We start from the raw sequence: 22762 nt of genomic DNA on the forward strand, positions 1-22762 counted from the left end.
GCCGGCCGTCCTTCTAGGCCTCATGGACGGGGTAGAATGCGCCCGTTCCCCATTCGATATCCATGTCTGAATCTCCCGATGCCATCTTGATGCGCCGCGCGCTGGCCCTGGCCGAGCAAGCCTGGCGGGACGGCGAGGTACCGGTGGGCGCGGTGGTGTGTGATGCATCGGGCCGCGTCATCGGCGAGGGCGCCAATCGCCCCATAGGCAGCTCCGACCCCACGGCCCATGCCGAGATCCAGGCCTTGCGCCAGGCATGTCGTGCCGTCGGTAACTATCGTCTTCCCGGTGCCACGCTGTACGTTACGCTCGAGCCTTGTGCCATGTGCATGGGGGCCATGCTGCACGCTCGTCTTGCGCGGGTGGTCTATGGCGCGTCCGATCCCAAGACCGGCGCTTGCGGCGGGGTGCTGGACCTGCCGTCCATTTCCGTGCTGAACCACCAGACCCGCGTGGAGGGCGGTGTCTTGGCCGACGAGTGCGGCGATCTGCTCCGGGCGTTCTTCCGTCAAAAACGCGAGGCGGCGCGCGCCGCCTCGAATCCCCCCTTTCCATCCGGATCCGCATGAACCGACGCCATTCCCGAGCCACGCCCTCAGCCCGCGGCGACGCGGGCCACGCACACCATGCGCATGAACATGGCCACGAGCATGGTTCTGCCCACGATCCAGGCCATGGCGCGCATGACCACGGCCAGTACGGCTTTCCCGCGTTGGGGCGCAAGCCCGGCGTTTACCTCGTTTCGCCCTCCGGGGCGGTGCCAGAGCGCGAGAGGATCGACCAGGCTCGCGTCCACCTCAAGGCGCTGGGCTTTCAGCCGGTCTTGGATCGCGCAGCTTTGCTCCGCGACCAACGCTTCGCCGGCACGGACGAACAGCGATTGGCGGCGCTGGAGCGGGCGTGCTCCCAAAAGCACCCCATCGTCATGGCCACGCGCGGCGGGTATGGCTTATCACGCCTACTTCCCCGCATAGACTGGAAGGCCATGGCAGACAGCGGCAAGCGCTTCGTCGGGCACAGCGACTTCACGTTCTTCCAGCTCGCGTTACTGGCCAAGACCGGAGCCATCAGCTATGCGGGCCCCATGGCATCGTTCGATTTTGGCGGCAAGCGCGTCGACGATTTGACCGCCGCCCTGTTCGCCGAGGCTTTGCGCGGGGAGCTGGAGATCCTCAGCTTCGAGTCGGAGCAGGCCGATCCGGTGGATTGCCGCGGCATCCTTTGGGGGGGGAATCTCGCGGTTCTGACATCGCTCCTGGGCACGCCGTACTTTCCGCGCATCCGCGGCATCCTTTTCCTGGAAGACGTCAACGAGCATCCCTACCGGGTCGAGCGGATGCTGGTGCAATTGGCCCAGGCGGGCGTGCTCGCCAAGCAGCGCGCCATCGTGCTGGGCAGTTTTACTGACTACAAGCTTACGGCGCACGACGACGGCTACGACTTGTCCTCGGTCATCGCGTGGCTGCGCAAGGAAGTCAAGGTTCCCGTCGTACCGGGCCTTCCGTTCGGGCACGTCCGGACCAAGGCCACGCTGCCGGTCGGGGCGAAAGTCGGGCTCGCCACTGAAGACGGCATGGCTTACCTCGTGTTCGCGGAGCACGGGCACGCACACTGAGCGCCAGGCCCCGCGGCCGCGGCGGCTAGCGCTCGCCTCCGGGCCCGCCGGCAGGCGGAGGCGCCTTGTCGGCGTCAACCCGGTGCTCGTCGTCGATGTCGTCTGTCGTATAGTGCGGCGGCTCGGCCCCGGGGCCAGGAGGCCGGTCGGGCGCGGGCACCGCCTTGCCGGCGCGACGGTGACGATACAGGGCTGCCCGCGCTAGCATGAGCGTGGTGGCGGGCACCGTCAGCGTCAGGAAAATCGCGATGAGGATTTCATGCAGGGCGGGGCCGTCGCTGGTCAGGCTGAAATACAGCATGGAGGCGATCGCGAGGGAGACCATGCCCATCGTGGCGCCGAGCGTGGGGCCATGCAAGCGCTGATAAAAGCTGTGGAAGCGCCAGAGCCCCAGGCAGCCGATCAAGGTCAGCAGCCCGCCGAACACGAGCAGCGCGGAAATCAGGAGGTCCGCCCACAGGGGGAGCACGAGTTCCGTCGTCATTCGATGACCTCTCCGCGCAGCAGGAATTTGGCGAGCGCTATAGAACTGACGAAGCCGAGCAGGGCGATGGTCACGGCCGCTTCGAAGAATTCGGTGCTGTCGAAGCGTATGCCCAGCACCAGCAGCATGAGCATGGCGCAGATATACATGGTGTCCAGCGCCAAGACCCGGTCCTGGGCCGCAGGACCCTTGATGAGGCGCATTGCCGCCAGCACCATCGCCAAGGCGATGCACAGCATTGCGAACAGGCTGGCCCAGCCGAGTACGTTCGTCATTCGAAAATCTCCATCAAGGGGCGCTCGTACCGGGTCTTGAGCAAATTGATCCAGTATTGTTCATCGTTCAGGTCCAGGACGTGAATGATGAGCGCACTGCGGTCGTCGGTCAGCTCGACGCACACCGTGCCGGGAATCGCCGTGATGATCAGCGACAGCGTCATCAAGCCGTGGGGATCGCGCAGGTCGAGCGGCAGGCGGATGAAGCCGGAGTTATTGCGGCGCTGCCGGGACCCAAGAACGATGCGGGCGACCTCGAGGTTGGACCGGAAACTGTCGACGATTACCACGCCCAGCAGCCGCAGCGCGGCGCCCGGGCGCCGAAGGCTTGCGCGGACCGGGCGCAGCGGTGCCGTCCACAGGGGGAGCACGATGGCGAGCAGCGATCCGAGCAGCAGGTGGCCGAGCGAGAAGGCCTGGTTGAGGACCAGCCACATCGCGAGGAGGAAAAGCGACGTTCTGGGCCAGGGCAGGATGCGCTTGATCATGGCGAGATCCCTCCGCGGTGGTCGGCCTGGCGCGCAGAAAGGACGCTGCGCACGTATTCCTCGGGATGGTGAAGGGCGTTGGCTGCGTCATGGAAATAGCGCATGGCCGGCTGGGCCTGCAGCATCAGGACGATGCCCAGCACGAGCATGACCGTGATCGGGAAGACCTCGATCACGCGCAGCCGTGGCGGCGTGCGAACAGTCGGGACCCAGAACGAGCGGATGCCGATGCGGGTGAGCGAGACGACGGTGGTGAGCCCGGAGGCGATCAGCAGCGCAAGCAGCACCCAGGCCAGCAAGGGCTCGGGATGGCCGATCTCCGGCGTGAGGCCGTCCGGGTTCAAGATCGCGGTCAGCAGGACGAACTTCGCGACGAAGCCCGACAGCGGCGGCATCCCCGCGATGACCAGCGCGCAGGCGATGAACGCGAGGCCGAGAAAGGCCATTGCCGCCGGAATGACCACGCCCACGTCGGTCGAGTTCATGTCGTCTTCGGGGTCGGTGCTGCGGTCCAGGCCGAAGGCCTCGAGCGTGATGGCGAGCAGGTCGGCGCCGAAGGTGCGGCTGCGCTCCATCAGCTCATGCAGCAGGAAAAAGGCGCTCAGCGCCAGCGTCGAGCTGACCAGGTAGAACAGGGCTGCGGCGGTGACGCTGGTGCGGCCAAAGCCGATGGCAGCGAGCAGGGTACCGGAAGAGATGATCACGGCGAACCCCGCCAGGCGCCCGGTATTTTGTGAGGCCAGCATGCCGAGCGTGCCGAAGGTGAGCGTGGCCAGGCCGATGTAGAGTACCCAGGGCTGCACCAGGCCGCTCGATTCACCCGCCCGTTCGCCGAATAGCAGCAAGGACAGGCGCAGGATGACGTATACCCCCACCTTGGTCATGACCGAGAACAGTGCTGCGGCCGGAGGGCTGGCCGCAGCATAGGACGGCGGCAGCCAGAAGTTGAGCGGCCAGGCACCCGCCTTGAGCAGAAAGGCTACGCCCAGGATCGCCGCACCGGCTTCCATGAGCATGCGATCGGAGCCTGCCACCTGGCCGATGCGCACGGCGATGTCGGCCATGTTGAGCGAGCCGGTCGTGCCATAAATCATCGCAACGCCGATCAGGAACAGCGACGAGCCTGCCAGGTTGACGGCGATGTAGTGCAGGCCCGCCTTGACCCGCTGAGGACCGGAGCCGTGCAGCAGCAGGCCGTAGGAGGCGGCCAGCAGTATTTCGAAGAAGACGAAGAGATTGAATAGGTCCGCCGTCAGGAAAGCGCCGTTCAGCCCCATGAGCTGCAGCTGGAACAGGGGGTGGAAGTGCACCCCGGCGCGGTGCCAGCGCGCCAGCGAATACATCAGCGAACACAGGGCGATGGTCGCGGTGAGCACCAGCATCAAGGCCGAGAGCCTGTCCAGCGCCAGCGCGATGCCGAAAGAGGCCGGCCAGTTGGCGGCCAGGTAGACGGCTACCTGCATCGGGCCCTCGTCGGCCTGGCGCAGCAAGGCAACGGCGACGAACAGCAGGGCCACGGTGGCTACCACGTTGAGGCCCGCCTTCAGGGTGGCCCGGCCTTCTCCCAGCAGCAGCATCACCCCGCCCATGGCCATGGGCAGGACGATGGGGACGATCAGCAGATGGTCGCGCCAGTCGAGCATCATTCACCCTCCCTGCCGTCGACATGGTCGGTGCCGCTCAGGCCGCGTGACGCGAGCAGGACGACGAGGAAGAGCGCGGTCATGGCGAAGCCGATGACGATGGCGGTCAGCACCAGCGCTTGGGGTAGCGGGTCGGCGTACTCGGCAACTTCGCTGGCCCGGCTCGCCTGCAGGATGGGAGTCTGGTCTACGGACAGCCGGCCCATGGAAAAGATGAAGAGGTTGACGGCATAGGAGAGCAGCGAGATGCCCATGATGACTTGGAAGGTGCGGGGTCGCAGCAGCAGCCAGATGCCGGACCCCCCCAGTACGCCGATGGCGATGGCGATGATCAGCTCCATCAGGCGCCTCCCGTGTGGGGCCGCTCGCCGTCGGCGTGCTGGATGACGCGGTGGCTACGTATCGACTGGTGGGCGAGGGCGGTGAGTATCAGCATGGTGGCTCCGACAACCAGGCAGAACACGCCCAGGTCGAAAAAGAAGGCGCTGGGCAGGTGGATCTCGCCAATCAGCGGCAGGTCGAAGTGCAGGTTATGGGAGGTCAGGAACGGGTAGCCGAAGAGCCAGGCGCCCATGCCGGTCAAGACGGCGAACAGCAGGCCGAGCCCCATCCAGCGTTGCGGATGGAGACGCATCTTGGATTCGACCCAGGCCGTGCCGCCCGCGATGTATTGCAGGATGAAGGCAACCGATAGCGTCAGCCCCGCGACGAAGCCCCCTCCCGGCAGGTTATGTCCGCGCAGGAACAAGAAGGCGGCAAACAGGGCGATGATGGGCAGGGCGAGGCGGATGATGACCGACGGCAGCAGCATGTACCCCACCGCCGGGTCGTCGCCCGCGCGCGCAGCGGCGTCCGTCTTGCCCTGGTCGATCTGCTGGTGGGGCAGCGGGATGCTCTCCGGCGCCGGGCGGAAGCGGCGCAGCAGCGCGTAGACGGTCAACGCTACGATGCCCAGCACCGTGATTTCCCCAAGCGTGTCGAAGCCCCGGAAGTCGACGAGGAGGACGTTGACGACGTTGGTGCCGCCGCCTTCGGTCAGGGACCGTTCCAGGAAGAAGTTCGAGACCGTGTCCGGATAGGGACGGGTGAGCACGGCGTAAGCCAGCAGCGCCATGCCCGCGCCGCCCGCCAGCGCGATGGCGAGGTCGCGAACGCGGTGCGCCCAGGCCATGAGCGGCACCCGTATGCCGAGCTCGGCCGGCTCTTTGCGGCGCGGCAGCCAGCGCAGGCCGAGCAGCAGCAAAATGGTGGTGACCGTCTCTACCAGCAATTGCGTGAGGGCGAGGTCCGGTGCCGAGAACCAGACGAAGGTGATGCAGGTGATGAGCCCCGCGCCCCCCATCATGATGAGCGAGGCCAGCCTGTGGTATTTGGCCTGCTGGGCGGCGCCGACGGCGCACGCGATGCCGATCAGCCACAGGAAGAGGAAGACGGGATCGACTGCCGAAGACTGCGATGCCGGCAGCAGCACGGGCCGTCCGTAGAGCGTGAGGCCGGCAACGAGTATGGAGAACGCGACGATGCCCAGCAGCTGGGGCTGCAGGCCGCGCGCTCCCAGGCTATTGGTGAGGCGGTCGGCGAGCCAGGTGGCGAAGCTCATGAAGCGTTCGAAGGCGCGCTTGCCGTTGAACCGGTAGAAGAGCGGCAGGCGCTCGACCGTGCTCAGCCTCAGCGTCTTTTGCAAGACCAGGTAAAGCGCGGTTCCTCCCAGGAGCGCCACCAGGCTCATTACCAGGGGCAGGTTGAAGCCGTGCCAGATGGCGAGGCTATAGCTGGGAGTGTCGTCGCCCAGTATGGCGCGCACCGCCGAAGCCAGGAACGGCGCGATGGTATAGCCCGGCGCCACGCCCACGGCTAGGCACAGAAACGCCAATACCTCGGCGGGGAAACGCATCCAGCGGGGAGCCTCGTGCGGCGTGCGCGGCAGGTCGTGCGGCGGCGGGCCGAAAAAGACGTCGTGCAGGAAGCGCCAGGAGTACGCCACGCTGAAGGCCCCGGCCACCGTGGCGGCGGTAGGCAGCGCATGGCTCATGCCGACGGCGTTGCCCACGACCACCGCTTCCGTGAAGAACATCTCTTTGGAAATGAAGCCGTTGAGCAGGGGCACGCCTGCCATCGCCGCGCCAGCCACCATGGCCAGCGTGGCGGTGATGGGCATGACGCGGGCCAGGCCGCTGAGGCGCCGGATGTCACGGGTACCGCATTCGTGGTCGATGATGCCTGCGGCCATGAACAGCGATGCCTTGAACGTGGCGTGGTTCATGATGTGGAATACCGCGGCGACCAATGCCAGCGGGCTGCCCAGGCCCAGCAGCAGCGTGATGAGGCCGAGGTGGCTGATGGTGGAGTAGGCGAGCAGCCCTTTCAGGTCCTGCTGGAAGATCGCTGCATAGGCGCCCAGCAGCAATGTGCACAGGCCGGCGCCGCCGATGATCCAAAACCACTGCTCCGTGCCTGCGAGGACGGGCCAAAGCCTGGCGAGCAGGAATACGCCCGCCTTGACCATGGTGGCCGAATGCAGATAGGCCGACACCGGCGTGGGCGCCGCCATGGCGTGCGGCAGCCAGAAGTGGAACGGGAACTGGGCACTTTTCGTGAGCGTGCCCAGGGCGATCAGCACCAGCGCGACGCTGTAGACCGGATGCGAGCGGATCAGGGCGCCCGAGGCGAGGACGGTTTCCAGGTCGTAACTGCCGACGATGTGCCCAAGCACCAGGATGCCCGCGAACAGGCACAGCCCGCCGGCTGCCGTGACGGTCAGCGCCATGCGCGCGCCGCGCCGCGCGTCGGGGCGATGGTGCCAGTAGCCGATTAGCAAGAAAGAGACCAGGCTGGTCAGCTCCCAGAACAGCGCCAGCTGGATGAGGTTGCCCGACATCACGACGCCCAGCATGGACCCCATGAATGCCAGGAAAAAAGAGAAAAAGCGCGGCACCGGGTCTTCCGGTGACATGTAGTAGCGCGCGTAGAGCACGACGAGCAGCCCGATGCCGCTCACCAGCAAGGCGAACACCCATGCTAGCCCGTCCATGCGCAGCACGAAATCCAGTCCCAGCGAGGGCAGCCATGGGATTTCGTAGCGAATGACCTTGCCGTATGAGATGTCGGGATAGAGCAGGGCGGCCTGTATCGTTCCCGCCAATGCGATCAGGCCCGCGAGCCAGGCCTCGCGATTGCGCGCATTGGCGGGCAGCAGGGCCGCCACGGCGCTACCCGCGAAGGGCAGCGCTAGAAGCAACAGCAGCGACATAGGGGGCGGTCACTCTCTTATGGTTGGAGGTCGGATGGGGTTTCACGCGAGCATCGGCGAGAATGGTAACAAACCACAGGCCCCGTCCGGGGGGCATGGCCGAGCTTCGCATCGCGGGGCGTTCTATTGTGTAAACGCAGGGGCCGCGCTGGGGCCGGCCTGTTAAACTATTAGGTTGATCTTTGCGCTGCGCGCAAGGCGCCTGCGCCATCCTCCGTTTCTTGCGAGTCTTTTTCCGTCGTGATCTCCACCGCCAACCTCACCATCCAGTTCGGTTCCAAACCTCTCTTCGAAAATGTCTCGGTCAAGTTCGGTGAGGGCAATCGCTATGGCCTGATCGGTGCGAACGGCAGCGGGAAGTCCACGCTGATGAAGATCATCGGCGGCGACCTCGAACCCACCGCGGGGAACGTTTCCATCGAGCCGAACATCCGCTTGGGCAAGCTGCGCCAGGACCAGTTCGCCTATGAAGACATGCGGGTGCTGGACGTGGTGTTGATGGGCCACACGGAAATGTGGCAGGCCATGACCGAGCGGGACGCCATTTACGCGAACCCGGATGCCACGGACGAAGACTACATGCGTGCCGCGGACCTGGAAGCGAAGTTTGCCGAGTACGACGGCTATACGGCCGAGGCGCGTGCCGGGGAACTGCTCCTCGGGCTGGAGATCCCCGTCGAGCAGCACCAGCTGCCGATGCGCGAGATCGCGCCCGGGTGGAAATTGCGCGTATTGCTGGCCCAGGCGCTGTTCTCGAATCCTGACGTGCTGTTGCTGGACGAGCCGACCAACAACCTCGACATCAACACGATCCGCTGGCTCGAGACGGTGCTCAACCAGTACCAGTCCACGATGATCATCATCAGCCACGATCGCCATTTCCTGAACCAGGTCTGCACCCACATGGCCGACCTGGACTACGGCGAGGTGCGGATCTATCCCGGAAACTACGACGATTACATGCTCGCGTCCGCGCAGGCGCGCGAACGCCTGCTCAGCTCCAACGCCAAGGCCAAGGAACGCATCGCCGAACTGCAGGACTTCGTTCGCCGGTTTTCCGCCAATAAGTCCAAGGCACGGCAAGCCACGTCCCGGCTCAAGCAGATCGACAAGCTCAAGGCCGAGACTGTCGAGGTCAAGCCCTCTTCGCGGCAAAACCCCTACATCCGGTTCGAGCAGGCCAAGGTCATGCACAGGCAGGCAGTGGAGATCGACGGCATTTCCAAGGCGTACGACAAGCCTGTCATCCCGCATTATTCCGCCATGGTCGAAGCGGGCGAGAAAATCGCCATCATCGGCGCCAACGGCGTGGGCAAGTCCACGTTGTTGCGCATGCTGGCGGGCGACCTCGAGCCCGATCGCGGCACCATCAAGTGGTCCGACAATGCCAACCTCGGCTACATGGCCCAGGACGTCTCCGACCACTTCGACCGTGATGAAACAGTGTTCGAATGGATGAGCATGTGGCGCCAGCCGGGAGACGACGACCAGGCGATCCGTTCGGTGCTGGGGCGCCTGCTTTTCTCCAGCGACGACATCGGCAAATGCGTGCGCGTCTTGTCCGGCGGCGAGAAAAACCGCATGATGTTCGGCAAGCTGATGCTGAGTAAGCACAATGTGCTGCTGCTGGACGAGCCGACCAACCACCTGGACATGGAGTCGATCGAGTCACTGCAGCTGGCGCTGGAAAAGTACCAGGGGACGCTGTTCTTCGTTTCGCACGACCGCGAATTCGTGTCCGGGCTGGCCAGCCGCATCATCGAGATTCTTCCCGACGGCCAGTTGATCGACTACAAGGGCACGTACGACGAGTACTTGGCCTCGCGGGGCATCGAGGGCTGATACGCGCGGCGGCACGAAGATTGCTTTGTCTCCTTCGGAATCAGCGGGACTTCCCCGTTGCAAGGAAGAAAGACGATGCCAGTATCTTTGCCTATCGCCTTGTCCCCCCTGCCTGCCTTGGTCGACGGCCTGTATGTCAGGCCGCTTGACATGCCGCAATGCGGTGCGATCCGTGGAGGCATGCCCAAGTTGGGGGCAAGCCTCGTTGCCTGTGCGGGTGTGGCCTGACCCATGCGGATCAAGGTTCTGCTGTTCGGCTCCCCCGGGCATGGCAGCTTCAATTCATGTGGCCTCGCAGGCGTGGAGGCGGCCCGCCAGGCCGGCCAGCAGGTCGATTTGATTTGGATCGAGTCAGCCGGGCCGGCGATTCGCGCGGCGCGCCTGATCGACATCTGCCATCGCGGCGCCGATCTCATCATTGCTTACGGCAGTCCCGGGGACTACCCGGTCGCGATGGCGGCCATGCGGTTTCCTCACATTCATTTCATCGTCGTGCAAGGTTCTTACGTCGGCGAGAACGCGGCCGTCTACAGCGTGCGTGAAGACCAGGCCGCGTTCCTGGCCGGTGTGTTGGCGGCGGCCGAGACGCGCACCGGCGGGTTGGGACACCTGGGGGGCGTGAAGACCGACGCCGCACTGCGCGTGCGCGCCGCGTACGTGGACGGGGCGCACCGCCAGTCTCCGGGCATGGGGATGATGACTTCCTTCTGCGGCAGCATCGACGACGCGGAGCTTGCGTTCGATACCTGCGAGGCCATGGCCAGGCGCGGGGTGGACGTGGTGTTTGGCGCGATCGACGGTGGTCGTCCCGGCATCGAACGCGCGTGCCAGAAATTCCGGCTGCGACAGATCGGCACCCATATTGACTGGACCGAAGCCGAACCCCATCTTTACCTGGGCTCGGCCATCGCCGACAGCGGCCGTTGCATCGCCACCGCCATCAAAGACTACGCGAAAGGGAATGTCCGTTTCGGCGCGAGCACCTCGTTCGGCGTGGAAAGCCCGGATTACGTGCGGGTGGCGGTGAGCCCGACGGTGGGGCAGGCCACGAAGCTGGCACTCGACGAATGGAGCCAGGCCATGGTGCGCGGCGAGGTGACGCCCAGTGCCGAGTATGTGGGGCGCGAGTTCGAGCTGAGCGGCCTGTTGAGTCGTCTTTGACGACCGGGCGGAGGCTTCAGGCTGGCCGCGCGCGGACCCGGGATGAGGCGCGCTTGGCCTTGGCGCGGGCTTCCTCGACCGTGGCCGCGGTAGCCAGCGCCACGCCCATGCGGCGCTTCACGTAGGATTGCGGCTTGCCGAACAGGCGCAGGTCGGTGCCCACTTCGGCCAGGGCTTCGGCAACGCCCTCGAACACGACCGCGCCGGCCTCTATGCCGCCGTAGATTACGCTGCTGGCGCCGGGCTGGCGCAGCGCGGTGTCGACTGGCAGGCCGAGGAACGCGCGCGCATGTAGCTCGAATTCATTCTGGGCCTGCGTAATCATGGTCACCATGCCCGTGTCATGCGGCCGTGGGCTGACTTCCGAGAACCAGACCTGATCGCCCGCGACGAACATCTCGACGCCGAAGATGCCGTAGCCGCCCAGCTCGCCGGTGATCTTGCGCGCGATGTCGCGGGCCTTTTCCAGCGCTTGGGGAGCCATGGGGTGGGGCTGCCAGCTCTCGACGTAGTCACCGTCCACCTGCACGTGGCCGATCGGTTCGCAAAAGTCGGTGCGTTCCTGGCCGTCGGCGCCACGCGAACGAACGGTCAGCAAGGTGATTTCATAATCGAATCGCACAAAGCCTTCCACGATGACGCGGCCGGCTCCCACCCGTCCCCCTTCCTGTGCGTAGCGCCAGGCGCGCTCGACGTCCTGGGGGCCGTCCACCTTGGATTGGCCTTTGCCGGACGACGACATGATTGGCTTGACGATGCACGGATACCCGATGTGTCGGTCGATGGCCTCCCGCATCTCGTCCAGGCTCGAGGCAAAGCGATAGGGAGAGGTCGGCAGGCCGAGTGTTTCCGCCGCTAGCCGCCGTATGCCTTCGCGGTTCATGGTCAGCTGCGCGGCGCGCGCCGTGGGCGTGACGCGCGCCACGCCAGCGGCTTCCAGTTCCACGAGCAGGTCGGTGGCGATGGCCTCGATCTCCGGCACGATGATGTGGGGCTTTTCCGCTTCGATCACCGTTCGCAGCGCTTCGCGGTCGGTCATGGAAACCGTGTGCGCGCGGTGGGCCACCTGGTGGCCCGGCGCGTTGGCGTAGCGGTCCACGGCCACCACTTCGACGCCCAGCCGCTGCAGCGCCATGATGACCTCTTTGCCGAGTTCGCCGGCTCCCAGCAGCATGACGCGTACGGCGGCGGGAGAGAGGGGGGTGCCGAGGGGAGTGAAGGAAGCTGTCGTCATTGCAATCGGTCCACGGTTGGAAAGGCGCGCAGCGCCGTCGAAATCGAAATGTAGCGCGAAGCCGCGGGCGTTGCTTGGCAGGCGCCGCGCGGCGCTAGGCATTTTTTGGATTGAGGCAGATAATGTGGCCGCCGGACGAGGCCGGCACTTTTCTGGGCATCGACATCTCCCCCGCATCCCGGCTCCGCCGCGGCGTGGGTCACGTTTCGGAGTTCATATGAATAAGACGCTTGCATGGTCGTTGGCCGCTCTATTCGTGGCGTGTTCCGGTCCTGCCGCGGCAGCGGAAAACGCCCAGCAGAACAGGATGGCTGTCTGCAACAAGGCGGCAGGGGACAAGAAGGGCGAAGAGCGCAAGGCGTTCATGAGCTCCTGCCTGTCGGCCAAGAAAATGACGCCGCAGGAGAGAATGAGCGTGTGCAACAAGGAGGCCGGTGCGCTGAAGGGCGACGACCGCAAGGCCTTCATGAAGTCCTGCCTGTCGGGCTGAGGCGCGCCGGCCCGAAGGCCGGCGCGGCGCTCAGCAGGCCGGGGGCGCCATGGTCTGCAGGCTGTACTCCAGCGTGGCCATGCTGGCAGGCATGTCGACCTTGGCGCCTAGGTCACGCATGGTGGAGCCCAGCGCGTGCAGCGTGCGGAACAGGTTGTGGGTGCGGCATTGTTCGCCCATTTGTCCGATGCGCACGATGGGCAGGCCGAAGGAACCCGAGATTTCCACCCGGTAGCGGCGCGAGATGTGGTCGCAGATCTGGGTATTGGTCAATCCGTCCGGCACTGTGATGCCAACCACCGAGTTCAGCCGGGACGACTGCGGCGCGAACAGGCGCAGGCCCATGGCCTCGATGCCGTTCTGCAGGGCGAAGGACGACCGGGAATGGCGCGCGAAACGTACAGGCAAGGTTTCGGCGCAGACCAGGCGTAGCGCTTCATGCAGCGCGAGTACGCCAGATACCGGCGCGGTGTAGTGGTACGAGCCCTTGTGCCAGAAATTCTCGGCCAGCTTGGCGTCGAGCACCCAATGCGTGTTGGGCATCGTGCGCCGGCTGATGCGCTCCCAGGCGGCGTCGGAAAAGGCGATGAGCGAGACGCCGGGAATGGACGAGAGGCCTTTCTGGCCACCCGTGATGACGGCGTCGATCTGCCAGTCGTCCATTTGCAGCGGCATGGTGCTCAGCGTGCACACGGCATCGACGATGACCAGGCAGCCGTATTTTTTCGCGGCCTTGGCGATCGCGGGCAGCTCGCGGTTGAAGATGGTATTGGAAGTCTCGCCCTGGACGATGGTCAGCACATCGGGGCTGTGGCGCGCGATCTCGCGTTCGACAACCTCGGCGGAGGCCGCCTGGTGGCCTTCCACTTCCACGCACACGACGTCTGCGCCGAGCCGGCGGCTCATCTCGGCCATGCGCGCGCTGAAAAAACCGTTGACCACGCACAGCACCTTGCTCGACGGGGTGACCAGGTTGCAGATGGCCATTTCCATCGCAGCCGAGCCGGGGCCCGCCACGCCCAGCACCCACTGTGACCGCGTCTGGAACACATAGCCCGCCATCTGCTTGACCTGGGAAATGATGGTGGACATTGTCGAGCCCAAGTGGTTGATGACCACCGAGTTGGCGTGCGCGACCGCGTCCGGAATGGGAACCGGGCCGGCGCCCATCATGAGCAGCGGGTCGTCGGGCAGGATTTCGCTCAGCAGGCGGACCTGTGGCGGTTGCAGGAAAGAGAGCTGGGAGTGGTCGGTCGAGGAAGCGGTGTCAGCGGTTTCTTCGGCGGCGCGAAGCGGACGGGTCGGCATGTTGGTTGACGGCAAGTAAGGTGGCTCGGCCGGGACGTCGCATGGCCCGGGTGGCATGCGGTGAAGCGGCGGCGCAAGTTCCGCGGCGGCCTAGCGTGCGCCGCGGTTGTCGAGACGTTCGACGATAACGAATTATAGAACTGCGCGGCCCAGGGCCTGGCCCATGCGCACGCCGCTGAGCGGACCGAGCGATTCTGACCAGTTCACCCGGCCCGGCGGGAACAGCAGGACCACGGTCGAGCCCAGCTTGAATCGCCCCATCTCGGCGCCCTTCTCCAAGCGCACGGCGCCTGTTTCGTAACGGGTCGTAACGATGCGCGAGCCGTGAGGCTTGACCTGTCCGGCCCACACCGTTTCCATGGCGCCCACGATCATGGCGCCCACCAGGACGACGGCCATGGGGCCGAATTCAGTATCGAACAGGCAGGCAAGGCGTTCATTGCGGGCGAACAGCCGTGGCACCGAGCGGGCAGTGAGCGGATTGACTGAAAACAGGCGGCCCGGCACGTACACCGTTTCGCGCAGCGTGCCCGCCGTGGGCATGTGCACGCGATGGTAATCGCGCGGGGACAGGTAAATGGTGGCGAAGTTTCCGTTCCGGAAGGGTTCGGCCCGTTCGGCGTCGCCGCCCAATAGTTCGTCGGCAGTGAAATGGTGGCCCTTGGCCTGGAAGATCCGGCCGTCGCGAATGGCCCCCAGCTGGCTGATCGCGCCGTCCGCGGGGGACAGTACGGCCCCGGGCGAGGCATCGAGGGGTCGGGCACCCGGCTTGAGCGCACGCGTGAAGAATGCGTTGAAATGCTCGTAGGCGGTTGGGTCCGGTTCGAGCGCCTCGCTCATGTCGACGCCGTATTGGCGGATGAAGCGGGCGATGGCGCGGTTCTTCAGCGGCGCCGTGCGGCACTGGGCCAGGCGTCCGAACAGGCTCGAAAGCAGGGCCTGGGGCGTGAGGTACTGGCTGTAAATGAAAAGCTGGTCTTTGAGCGACATGTCGAGGCCTCGCTGCGGCGAGGCGCGAATTCGGATCCCCCGATATTACAGGCTGCCGGGAAGAGGAAAAAATCCCAGGGCCGGTGCACCGCACGTGCATGGGTGGACGGTGCGCCGGCACGCCGCAAGGCCGGGTTCGGTGGTTGCCGGGAGACGGGGCATGGTGTCGGAATGCTACGCACGATTCGATCTGTGGCCGCATGCGCTATGCTTGGGCCGTTTGCGATGCAGCCTGAGGAGAATCGACGGTGAGAAACCTGCTGACAGCTTTTTTTGCGGTAGTGCTGCTGGGACTGTCCGGCTGCGGCTACAACGACCTGCAAAGAGCCGATGAGCAGGTCAAGGCGAGCTGGTCCGAAGTGTTGAACCAGTACCAGCGGCGCGCAGACCTGATCCCGAACCTGGTCAACACGGTCAAGGGATATGCCGCCCACGAGCAGGAGACGCTGACGGCGGTCGTCAATGCGCGCGCCCAGGCAACTGGCATCAACGCCACCCCGGAGTTGGTCAATGATCCCGAGGCCTTTGCCAAGTTCGACGCCGCGCAGCAACAGCTCACGAGCGCGCTGTCCCGGCTTATGGTGGTCGTCGAGCGGTATCCGGACCTCAAGGCCAACCAGAATTTCCGGGACCTGCAGGCGCAATTGGAGGGCACTGAGAACCGGATTGCGGTAGCGCGCAATCGCTACATCAAGGCGGTCCAGGACTACAACGTCATTGTCCGGTCTTTCCCGAGCAACCTCACGGCCAAGATGTTCGGCTACCCGGTCAAGGCGAATTTTTCGGTGGCCAATGAAAGCGCCATTTCTGCGCCGCCGGTGGTCGACTTCGGCAGCGGACGACCCTCCGGAGAAAAATGAAGGATTGGCGACACCACCTGCGCCGGGCGGGCCGGCTGCTCGCTGCCGGCGCGATATGGGTGTGGCTGGCGGCGGCTTCGGCCTGGGCCGCCGACGACCTGGCGCCCATACCGCCCTTCGAGGCGCTAGTCACCGATTTGACCGCGACCTTGAGCCCGGAGCAGAAAGCCGGGCTGGAGAGGCGCCTGCGTGACTTCCAGGACCGGAAAGGCAGCCAGGTCGCAATCCTGCTGGTCCCCACCACCCAGCCCGAGAGCATCGAGCAATATTCGATGCGCGTGGCCGAGGCATGGAAGCCCGGGCGCAAGAACGTGGATGACGGGGTGCTGTTCCTCGTCGCGAAGAACGATAGGCGCATGCGCATCGAGGTGGGGTACGGGCTCGAGGGCGTGCTGACCGATGCCACGGCCAACCGCATCCTCGACGAGATCGTCGCCCCCCGGTTCCAGGCGGGCGATTTCTATGGCGGCATCGAGCAGGGCGCCGATCGCATCATGCGGCTAATCGACGGTGAACCGCTGCCGCCGCCGCAGCGGGGCACAGAGGGCAACGATGCGGAAGGCATTGCTCCGGTCCTGCTGATCATTGCCCTGGGGGCAGGCGGGTTGTTGCGGCGCTTGCTCGGCCGCCTGCCGGGTGCAACGGCCACCGGCGGCATCGTCGGTCTCGTCGCCTGGCTCTTGTCCGGCGCCCTGGCCATTGCCTTGGTCGGTGGGGCGCTGGCGTTTTTCTTTACCCTGGTCGGAGGCGGGTTTGCCGGCCTTCCGGGCGGTTATGGTGGCGGCCATCGGGGAGGCAGGGGCGGCGGCTTCGGCGGGGGGTTCGGAGGAGGCGGCTTCGGCGGCGGAGGCGGTGGAGGCTTCGGCGGCGGCGGCGCCTCGGGGCGGTGGTGACCATGGCGTTCAAACGATTCCTGCGACACCTGCTCACGACGCGCCGCGCGGCGCGCCGGGCCTTTCCGCCTTCGGCGCTCGATGCCATCGAGCGGGCCATACGCGAGGTCGAGGCGCGCTGCCACGGCGAGATCCGCTTCGTCGTGGAAAGCGCGCTCGACATGGGGCCCTTGTGGCAGCAGCAGTCGCCGCGGGAACGGGCGCTGGAGGTCTTCGCCCTGCACCGCGTGTGGGATACGGCCGAAAACAACGGGATTTTGCTCTATGTGCTCATGGCCGACCATGCCGTCGAGCTCGTCTGCGACCGGGGCATTCATGCCCGCGCCGGCGCCGAGGCCTGGGAGACCATCTGCCGCAACATCGAGCACGCCTTCCGGGAAGGCCGCTATGAGCAGGGCGTCATCGACGGCATCGCGGCGTTGGGCGCCACGCTGGCCCGCCACTATCCCGGTGCGGAGCGGAGCAACGAGCTGCCCGACCGCCCTTACGTCATGTAGGCACCGAGCCGGTCAACTCTCCGGGACGCTGCGCGACAGCAGCAGGGCATTGAGGGCGGCCAGCACCAGCAAGGCGGCGACCAGCCCGATGAACCCGGTCCAGCCTGCTTCGGCAAGCGCATAGCCGCCGCCTGCACCGATCAGGCTCGAGCCGCAGTAATAGCCGAAGAGGTAGAGCGACGAGGCTTGGGCGCGACCTTGCCGTGCAGTGCGGGCGACCCAGGTGCTGCAAATGGAATGGGCGCCAAAGAAACCAAAGGTCAGGATGACCATGCCAGCCACGAGCAGCGCAAGGTGGGGCGATAGCATGAGCAGCGACCCCGCCAGTTGCAGCAGGACCCCGGCCGTCATGACCCGCCCGCGTCCGTGCCGGGCGGCCAGGTCTCCCATCCAGGCGGAACTGAAGATGCCGGCCAGGTAGGCGATGGACACCATGCCGACCACCGCGTGCCCGAGCGAGAAGGGGGGCGCGAGCAGGCGAAAGCCTACGTAGTTGTAGACCGCCACGAATCCCCCCATGAGCAGGAAGCCCTGCGCGAACAAGCGGAGCATGACAGGGTTGACCAAATGCGCGCGAAAGCCGGCCGCCATCCCGCGCACGTCCAGGGGGCGCGGGTGGAAGTTGCGCGATGCCGGAAGCGTTTTCCAGAACAAGGCGGCGCCCGAGAATCCGAGCAGGCCGATGAGCAGGGCGGCGGTGCGCCAGCCGAAGCCCTCGGCAATGATTCCCGCCAGCAGGCGTCCGGACATGCCGCCGATGGCGGATCCGCCGATGTATAGCCCCATCGCGAAACCGGCCGCGCGCGGCTCCATCTCTTCGCCGACGTAAGCCATGGCGACCGCTGGCAACCCGCTCAACGTGATGCCCATGAGCGCGCGCATGAATAGCAGGACCGGCCAATCCGGGAGCCAGGCCATGGCCGTGGTCAACGCGGCGGAACTGAGCAAGGAGGCAATCATCAGCGGTCGGCGTCCCAGGCGTTCCGACATGGCGCTGGCCAGCAGCATGGATACGGCCAGCAGCGCAGTGGTCAGCGAGATGGCCAGGCTGCTGGCCGCGGGGGAGAGCGAAAAATCGTGGGAGAACAGCGGCAGTAGCGGTTGGACGAAATAAAGCAGGGAGAACGTAGAAAATCCGGATGCAAACAGTGCGACGACGGCGCGCCAAAAATCGCGGGTGCCCCGTTGGATGTGATGGACCGGGCCCTGTGGGGGGATGGGGCTCGACCCGGCGTGGGCGTGCGGATTGCGGGAAGAAGACGACATGGGACGGCGAGGGAAAGCGAGGGCTCCACTCTAGGCTTTTCGGGCCGCGTCGTCCAATGTCGAACGGGCATCTAGGCATGTCGGGCCGGCTTTCCGGGACGGTCCTTATAATCGCAGCAGCCGATCGCGATTCTGTTCCCACCTTTTCATGTCCGGACCCGATTCTTCTTCCCAGCCCTCTTCGACGTGGCGCAAGTGGTTGTTGTGGAGCGCCGCTGCGCTCGTGCTCGTCTTGCTCGGCATGCTGACTGTCAGCTGGGTCATGCGCGACAGCTCGCCCCAATTCACGGAGCGGCTTCGCACCGAGGCCGGCTCCCGGCAGCTCGGCCTGCCCGACGGCTCGCGCATCGAGGCCGGGCCGGACACGGTTCTCGGGGTCGCGTATTACTCCCGCCGCCGGCACGTCTCCCTTGCGCAAGGGGAAGCGACATTCCGGGTGCGATGGCTGTACCGCGCGGCTTTTACTGTCCAATCGGGCCTGAACGAAGTCGTCATCGAGGGTTCCCGCCTCGAGCTGCCCGACATCGTCTTCAGCGTGGCGGCGGCACCGGAGCAACTGAAGGTGGCGGTGAAAGAGGGCGCATTGAAAGTACGTACCGTCACCGCGGGCCCGCGCGAATTCGTCGAGTTGCAGGCTGGCGACCTCCTGACCATAGACATGGGCAGCCGCACGCACAGCGTTAGCCGGCCTTGAGCGCGCCGTTACCGGGGCGGCACATCGGCTTCGGCACCGAGCGGCGGGGCGATCTCTTCCAAGGACCTGCGCTCAGCATCCACGCCGAGGCGCAGCGCGCCGATGCCGGCAAGCATCATCAGCGATGCTGCGGCGGCGTAGCCCGCGGCGACCGCGGCGGGGCTGCCGGTGCCGATCAGCTCGCCAAACAGGGCAGGGCCGGCGAACCCTCCCAGCCCCGTGCCCACGGCATAGAAGATCGCGATTGCCATGGCGCGCATTTCCAGCGGAAACACTTCGCTCACCGTCAGGTAGGCGGAACTGGCGGCGGCCGATGCGAGGAAAAACACGGCTGACCAGCACCATGCCTGGGAGCGGGCATCCAACCACTCCTGTACGAAAGCCCATCCGCTCAAGGCCAGGCCGAGGCCGGCGGATGTGTAGGTGAACGCCATCATGCGCCGGCGGCCGATGCGGTCGAAAAGCGGGCCCAAGAGAAGAGGGCCTAGCACATTGGCAAGCGCGAACGGAAAGACGTAGAGTCCGACCCGGCCTTCCGGCACATGGTGAAAGCGCGTCAGCACCAGCGAATACGTAAAGAAAATGGCGTTGTAGAAAAACGCCTGCGCCACCATCAGCGCCAGGCCGACGGCGCTGCGGCGCCGATAGCGGTGCAACAACACGCGCGCGACCATGGCAAGCGAGGCGGCGCGGCCTGCAACTGGCATCTCGCCAGTCACCGGCGGGAGCTTGCCGTGTCGACGCTCCACCTCGGCTTCGACGGCTGACACGATGCGTTCGGCTTCCCCCAGGCGGCCGTGCGCAATCAGCCACCGCGGGCTCTCGGGCACGTGGCGGCGCACCAGCAGGATCGCGACGGCCATGGCTGCGCCCGCAAGAAACGCCGCGCGCCATCCCCATACGGGGCCGAACACGCGCGGGTCCAGCACCAAGAGGCTCAAACCCGCGCCGAGCGCCGCACCCAGCCAGAAGCTGCCGTTGATCGCGAGATTGACGCGTCCCCGTACCCGGGCCGGGATGAGTTCATCGATGGCGGAATTGATCGCCGCATATTCGCCCCCTATGCCCAGGCCCGTAACGAAGCGGCACAGCGCGAACATGAGGAACCCCGGGGAGAAGGCCGTCGCGAGGCTGCCAACGGTATAAATCACCAAGGTGACCAGGAACAGCTTGCGGCGGCCGAGGCGATCGGCCAGCCAGCCGAACCCCAATGCGCCCAGCACCGCGCCGGCGATGTAAAGGGAGCCTGACCAACCGATTTGCGCCGCGCTCAGGCCCAGGGTGTCGCCACGCTCCAGTACTCCGCCCACGCTGCCGACGAGCGTGACCTCCAGTCCATCCAGGATCCATGCGACACCCAGCGCGACGGCCACGCGCGTGTGCCAGGAAGACCAAGGCAGGCGGTCGAGCCTGCGTGGAAGGTTGCTGCGTATCACGTGCGGATAGGCCCGGGTCATCGACGCTATTCGATCATATCGCTTCGGCTTTCAAGCGCCAGCCGCGGACCGGCCGTGCGCGGAATGGGTAGTGGACACCTGTGCTCCGCCGTGAAAGGCGTAGTACCAAGGGAAGAGCCGCACATGCTTCAGCAAGCAGCATACCCGCGGGCACAGTGAAGCGTGGGGCAGGCACGCCATGTTCTGATTGTCCTGATGCATGTCGAGATCGTCCATGTCATCGCCCGCGCAGGGCACTACCATCAGCGCATAAAAAGGCGACGGGCGTGTTCCGTCGCCATGACATACACCGCGCCACGCCGCTCACCTGCGGTGCGCGCGTCGCTGGGATTACCCGGCCCGATTGCACCGACAACTCCTGCCTGACGCCGGCTGAGGCCGTGGCGATCAAGAAGATCTGGGACGGCGCACGGAACATCGAGGGTGAACTCCTGTGGCCAGGGCTTGAGCGCGGCACGCCCCTGGGTGCGCTTGCCGGGGCAACGCCGTTCTCGATCGCCGTCGAGCAGCCCAAGTACTGGGTGTACCTCGATCCGGACTGGGATTGGAAGACGCTCACCTATGCCAACTATGGCCAGTTCTTCACCGACACCGTGAATGCGGTCGGGCCGGTGATCGCGACTGACAATCCCGATCTGTCGGCTTTCAAGAGCCGCGGCGGCAAGCTCATCATGTACCACGGCTGGGCCGATACGCTCATCATGCCGCAAGGCACGATCCGCTACTACGACAACGTGCGCAAGACCATGGGCGAGGGCGTGGATGATTTCGCCGTGCTCTACATGGTGCCGGGCATGGGCCACTGCAGCGGCGGCGACGGGCCTAATCAGTTCGGCCAACGCGCAAGCGGTTCGGTACCGCAGGACGCCAAGCACGATATCTTCCGCGCGCTGATGGACTGGTCCGAAAAGGACCAGAAACCGGCCGAGATCATCGCGACGAAGTTCGTGGGCAACGTCGTGGCCAACGGCATCGAGCGTACGCGGCCGCTGTGCCAATACCCGGCCGTGGCGCGCTATGTCGGCACCGGCAGCACGGATGACGCTGCCAACTTCCGCTGCGTCGTAGAAGACTGACGCCCATGTGGGCGCCGGGCCGCGCGTGTACAGTGAGTCACGCGCGGCCCGGCCTTCGGGGGCCAGGCACTCTCCATGAGCCCGCAACGAAACGAGGGGGATGGCGCAGACGGGTTAGACCGAATGGCCCGGGAACGAGGCGGGGCCGCCTGGTACTGGCCGCCTTTCTCTTTTCCACGTGACTTTACATAATATACATTATGCGCATATTTGGCTTGGCGGGGCGCAGCCCGCCGCGTCCCATCAGGCACGCTTGCCCGTGCTTTCTGGCGCGGACGCCTTGGGAGCCTGCAAGCTCAGGTACACCGCAAGCAAAATCGCCAGGCCGCCCCACAGATGCGCCCATGACAGTGCTTCGCCCAGCAACAGCGTTCCCCACAGCACGCCGAACGGCGGCATGATGAATGTCACGGTCAGGATGCGTTGCGGTCCGATGTTGGCCAGCAATCGGAAATACAGCAAGTACGCGACGCCCGTGCTGAGCACGCCCAGCGCCAGCATGGACGGCATGAGCGCATAGGCGTCCAGTTCCGCCAACGGCCGGTTCAGGCCCGTGGCGCCCGCCATCGGGACGACGAGGAGCATGGCGCCGACCTGGCTACTGAACGTGAGCAAGAGATTGTCGAAGCTGCCTCGCTCGTAGATCCAGCGTCGTGTCAGGAACGGGGCCAGGCCATAGCAAGCAGCCGCCAGCAGGCAGGCCAGGCAGCCCATGAGCACCGGCAGTCCGAACTCGACGGGCCCGGCGCCTGTGAGCACTGCCACGCCGAGCATGCCGACTACCGCGCCGGCGATCTTGTAGCCGGTGATGCGATCATGGAAAAACGCCGCGCCGATCAAGGCGCCCGTGAGCGGCGTCGTGGCGTTGAGAATGACGAGGTATCCGGCTGGAAGGTATTGCGCGGCAAAGCAATACAGCACGAACGGGATGCCGGAGTTGACGACCCCGAGCAGCAGCCCCGCGCCGAGCTTGCCGTGAAAGCGCCACGGTTGGCGGCGAACCAGTATGACGCCCGCCAAGAACAAGCCGGCCAGCACAATGCGCCCGGCGGCGGTCGGCATGGGGCCGAGCAGGGGTGAAAGTTCGCGCGTAAAGACGAAGCCTAGGCTCCAAAGCCCTGCCAGGGCGATCAATGTGGCCAAATCGATGATGCGCAAGGAACGGACTCCAGTAGGAAGCGATGGGGCGGAGACAGCCCCCCTGCTCCGCGGCCGGCATTGTTGCACAGCCCGAGGGGA

The 22762-nt window shown here is 65.6% G+C and carries 22 protein-coding genes; 10 read left to right on the forward strand and 12 right to left on the reverse strand.

All coding sequences use genetic code 11. The features are described from left to right. Positions 1 to 62 precede the first annotated feature (62 nt). Together tadA and Q0319_RS08740 are read left to right on the forward strand one after the other, a co-directional pair. Positions 63 to 569, forward strand: a complete 507-nt coding sequence (gene tadA / locus Q0319_RS08735; RefSeq protein WP_296469150.1) for a tRNA adenosine(34) deaminase TadA — start codon at positions 63 to 65, stop codon at positions 567 to 569. Beyond that, the gene (locus Q0319_RS08740; protein WP_296469148.1) at positions 566 to 1615 is read left to right on the forward strand and encodes an LD-carboxypeptidase; all 1050 of its coding nucleotides are present in this window, start codon (positions 566 to 568) and stop codon (positions 1613 to 1615) included. The genes tadA and Q0319_RS08740 overlap by 4 nt, the downstream gene beginning before the upstream one ends. Positions 1616 to 1640: 25 nt before the next feature. Here Q0319_RS08740 and mnhG read toward each other — a convergent pair whose 3' ends face one another. Genes mnhG through Q0319_RS08770 form a run of 6 tightly spaced genes read right to left on the reverse strand, consistent with a single transcriptional unit; the run spans position 1641 to position 7755 of the window. Next, complete coding sequence (mnhG, locus tag Q0319_RS08745) at positions 1641 to 2099, reverse strand: monovalent cation/H(+) antiporter subunit G (RefSeq protein WP_296469146.1); 459 nt, start codon at positions 2097 to 2099, stop codon at positions 1641 to 1643. Continuing rightward, positions 2096 to 2374 carry a K+/H+ antiporter subunit F gene (locus Q0319_RS08750; RefSeq protein ID WP_296469143.1) on the reverse strand — a complete coding sequence of 93 codons (279 nt, stop codon included), beginning with the start codon at positions 2372 to 2374 and terminating at the stop codon, positions 2096 to 2098. Before Q0319_RS08750 ends, mnhG begins: the two co-directional genes overlap by 4 nt. Beyond that, on the reverse strand, positions 2371 to 2862 hold the full coding sequence (locus Q0319_RS08755) for a Na+/H+ antiporter subunit E (RefSeq protein WP_296469140.1): 492 nt from the start codon (positions 2860 to 2862) through the stop codon (positions 2371 to 2373). Before Q0319_RS08755 ends, Q0319_RS08750 begins: the two co-directional genes overlap by 4 nt. Continuing rightward, entirely contained in the window at positions 2859 to 4508 is a 1650-nt protein-coding gene (locus Q0319_RS08760; RefSeq protein ID WP_299451827.1) for a monovalent cation/H+ antiporter subunit D, read from the reverse strand. The genes Q0319_RS08755 and Q0319_RS08760 overlap by 4 nt, the downstream gene beginning before the upstream one ends. Next, entirely contained in the window at positions 4505 to 4846 is a 342-nt protein-coding gene (locus Q0319_RS08765) for a Na+/H+ antiporter subunit C (RefSeq protein WP_296469136.1), read from the reverse strand. Before Q0319_RS08765 ends, Q0319_RS08760 begins: the two co-directional genes overlap by 4 nt. Next, a complete protein-coding gene (locus Q0319_RS08770) occupies positions 4846 to 7755 on the reverse strand; it encodes a monovalent cation/H+ antiporter subunit A (RefSeq protein ID WP_299451830.1) in 2910 nt (969 codons plus the stop codon). The genes Q0319_RS08765 and Q0319_RS08770 overlap by 1 nt, the downstream gene beginning before the upstream one ends. Positions 7756 to 7995: 240 nt before the next feature. On the opposite strand from Q0319_RS08770, the gene Q0319_RS08775 reads away from it, so the two are divergent. Both Q0319_RS08775 and Q0319_RS08780 read left to right on the forward strand, forming a co-directional pair. Next, positions 7996 to 9597, forward strand: coding sequence for an ABC-F family ATPase (locus Q0319_RS08775; protein ID WP_296469130.1), 1602 nt, complete (start codon positions 7996 to 7998; stop codon positions 9595 to 9597). A gap of 231 nt (positions 9598 to 9828) precedes the next feature. After that, complete coding sequence (locus Q0319_RS08780) at positions 9829 to 10758, forward strand: BMP family ABC transporter substrate-binding protein (protein WP_296469128.1); 930 nt, start codon at positions 9829 to 9831, stop codon at positions 10756 to 10758. 16 nt (positions 10759 to 10774) lie between these two features. Here Q0319_RS08780 and purT read toward each other — a convergent pair whose 3' ends face one another. After that, positions 10775 to 11992, reverse strand: a complete 1218-nt coding sequence (gene purT / locus Q0319_RS08785) for a formate-dependent phosphoribosylglycinamide formyltransferase (RefSeq protein WP_299451832.1) — start codon at positions 11990 to 11992, stop codon at positions 10775 to 10777. A 217-nt stretch (positions 11993 to 12209) separates the two neighbouring features. Between purT and Q0319_RS08790 the strand changes: the two genes are divergently transcribed. Then, positions 12210 to 12482 carry a PsiF family protein gene (locus Q0319_RS08790; protein ID WP_296469123.1) on the forward strand — a complete coding sequence of 91 codons (273 nt, stop codon included), beginning with the start codon at positions 12210 to 12212 and terminating at the stop codon, positions 12480 to 12482. Between the two features lie 30 nt (positions 12483 to 12512). Here Q0319_RS08790 and Q0319_RS08795 read toward each other — a convergent pair whose 3' ends face one another. Further along, on the reverse strand, positions 12513 to 13655 hold the full coding sequence (locus Q0319_RS08795; protein WP_296469132.1) for an alanine--glyoxylate aminotransferase family protein: 1143 nt from the start codon (positions 13653 to 13655) through the stop codon (positions 12513 to 12515). Between the two features lie 267 nt (positions 13656 to 13922). Then, positions 13923 to 14780: an archaetidylserine decarboxylase gene (gene asd, locus Q0319_RS08800; RefSeq protein WP_296469120.1), complete on the reverse strand. Its 858-nt coding sequence runs from the start codon at positions 14778 to 14780 to the stop codon at positions 13923 to 13925. Between the two features lie 248 nt (positions 14781 to 15028). Between asd and Q0319_RS08805 the strand changes: the two genes are divergently transcribed. The 3 genes from Q0319_RS08805 to Q0319_RS08815 are packed head-to-tail and all read left to right on the forward strand — an operon-like array spanning position 15029 to position 17030. After that, positions 15029 to 15640: a LemA family protein gene (locus tag Q0319_RS08805; protein ID WP_296469118.1), complete on the forward strand. Its 612-nt coding sequence runs from the start codon at positions 15029 to 15031 to the stop codon at positions 15638 to 15640. Then, positions 15637 to 16533 carry a TPM domain-containing protein gene (locus Q0319_RS08810; RefSeq protein ID WP_299451835.1) on the forward strand — a complete coding sequence of 299 codons (897 nt, stop codon included), beginning with the start codon at positions 15637 to 15639 and terminating at the stop codon, positions 16531 to 16533. Before Q0319_RS08805 ends, Q0319_RS08810 begins: the two co-directional genes overlap by 4 nt. Before the next feature lie 2 nt (positions 16534 to 16535). After that, on the forward strand, positions 16536 to 17030 hold the full coding sequence (locus tag Q0319_RS08815; protein WP_296465569.1) for a TPM domain-containing protein: 495 nt from the start codon (positions 16536 to 16538) through the stop codon (positions 17028 to 17030). A gap of 12 nt (positions 17031 to 17042) precedes the next feature. Here Q0319_RS08815 and Q0319_RS08820 read toward each other — a convergent pair whose 3' ends face one another. After that, positions 17043 to 18296, reverse strand: a complete 1254-nt coding sequence (locus tag Q0319_RS08820; protein ID WP_296465572.1) for an MFS transporter — start codon at positions 18294 to 18296, stop codon at positions 17043 to 17045. 148 nt (positions 18297 to 18444) lie between these two features. On the opposite strand from Q0319_RS08820, the gene Q0319_RS08825 reads away from it, so the two are divergent. Then, a complete protein-coding gene (locus Q0319_RS08825; RefSeq protein ID WP_296465575.1) occupies positions 18445 to 18990 on the forward strand; it encodes a FecR domain-containing protein in 546 nt (181 codons plus the stop codon). An 8-nt stretch (positions 18991 to 18998) separates the two neighbouring features. Here the strand turns inward: Q0319_RS08825 and Q0319_RS08830 are convergent, their stop codons facing one another. Then, positions 18999 to 20447, reverse strand: a complete 1449-nt coding sequence (locus tag Q0319_RS08830) for an MFS transporter (protein ID WP_296465577.1) — start codon at positions 20445 to 20447, stop codon at positions 18999 to 19001. A gap of 266 nt (positions 20448 to 20713) precedes the next feature. On the opposite strand from Q0319_RS08830, the gene Q0319_RS08835 reads away from it, so the two are divergent. After that, entirely contained in the window at positions 20714 to 21523 is an 810-nt protein-coding gene (locus Q0319_RS08835; protein WP_296465579.1) for a tannase/feruloyl esterase family alpha/beta hydrolase, read from the forward strand. A 243-nt stretch (positions 21524 to 21766) separates the two neighbouring features. Here the strand turns inward: Q0319_RS08835 and Q0319_RS08840 are convergent, their stop codons facing one another. Continuing rightward, positions 21767 to 22681 (reverse strand): DMT family transporter, encoded by a 915-nt coding sequence (locus tag Q0319_RS08840; RefSeq protein WP_296465582.1) that lies wholly within the window; start codon positions 22679 to 22681, stop codon positions 21767 to 21769. Positions 22682 to 22762 lie beyond the last annotated feature (81 nt).

Source organism: uncultured Pigmentiphaga sp. (assembly GCF_937950555.1).
Taxonomy (GTDB): domain Bacteria; phylum Pseudomonadota; class Gammaproteobacteria; order Burkholderiales; family Burkholderiaceae_B; genus Pigmentiphaga.

Coding starts and splice junctions, on each gene's coding strand:
- tadA (WP_296469150.1), top strand. CDS start 63: ATGTCTGAATCTCCCGATGCCATCTTGATGCGCCGCGCGCTGGCCCTG.
- Q0319_RS08740 (WP_296469148.1), top strand. CDS start 566: ATGAACCGACGCCATTCCCGAGCCACGCCCTCAGCCCGCGGCGACGCG.
- mnhG (WP_296469146.1), bottom strand. CDS start 2,099: ATGACGACGGAACTCGTGCTCCCCCTGTGGGCGGACCTCCTGATTTCC.
- Q0319_RS08750 (WP_296469143.1), bottom strand. CDS start 2,374: ATGACGAACGTACTCGGCTGGGCCAGCCTGTTCGCAATGCTGTGCATC.
- Q0319_RS08755 (WP_296469140.1), bottom strand. CDS start 2,862: ATGATCAAGCGCATCCTGCCCTGGCCCAGAACGTCGCTTTTCCTCCTC.
- Q0319_RS08760 (WP_299451827.1), bottom strand. CDS start 4,508: ATGATGCTCGACTGGCGCGACCATCTGCTGATCGTCCCCATCGTCCTG.
- Q0319_RS08765 (WP_296469136.1), bottom strand. CDS start 4,846: ATGGAGCTGATCATCGCCATCGCCATCGGCGTACTGGGGGGGTCCGGC.
- Q0319_RS08770 (WP_299451830.1), bottom strand. CDS start 7,755: ATGTCGCTGCTGTTGCTTCTAGCGCTGCCCTTCGCGGGTAGCGCCGTG.
- Q0319_RS08780 (WP_296469128.1), top strand. CDS start 9,829: ATGCGGATCAAGGTTCTGCTGTTCGGCTCCCCCGGGCATGGCAGCTTC.
- purT (WP_299451832.1), bottom strand. CDS start 11,992: ATGACGACAGCTTCCTTCACTCCCCTCGGCACCCCCCTCTCTCCCGCC.
- Q0319_RS08790 (WP_296469123.1), top strand. CDS start 12,210: ATGAATAAGACGCTTGCATGGTCGTTGGCCGCTCTATTCGTGGCGTGT.
- Q0319_RS08795 (WP_296469132.1), bottom strand. CDS start 13,655: ATGATGGGCGCCGGCCCGGTTCCCATTCCGGACGCGGTCGCGCACGCC.
- asd (WP_296469120.1), bottom strand. CDS start 14,780: ATGTCGCTCAAAGACCAGCTTTTCATTTACAGCCAGTACCTCACGCCC.
- Q0319_RS08810 (WP_299451835.1), top strand. CDS start 15,637: ATGAAGGATTGGCGACACCACCTGCGCCGGGCGGGCCGGCTGCTCGCT.
- Q0319_RS08815 (WP_296465569.1), top strand. CDS start 16,536: ATGGCGTTCAAACGATTCCTGCGACACCTGCTCACGACGCGCCGCGCG.
- Q0319_RS08820 (WP_296465572.1), bottom strand. CDS start 18,296: ATGTCGTCTTCTTCCCGCAATCCGCACGCCCACGCCGGGTCGAGCCCC.
- Q0319_RS08825 (WP_296465575.1), top strand. CDS start 18,445: ATGTCCGGACCCGATTCTTCTTCCCAGCCCTCTTCGACGTGGCGCAAG.
- Q0319_RS08830 (WP_296465577.1), bottom strand. CDS start 20,447: ATGACCCGGGCCTATCCGCACGTGATACGCAGCAACCTTCCACGCAGG.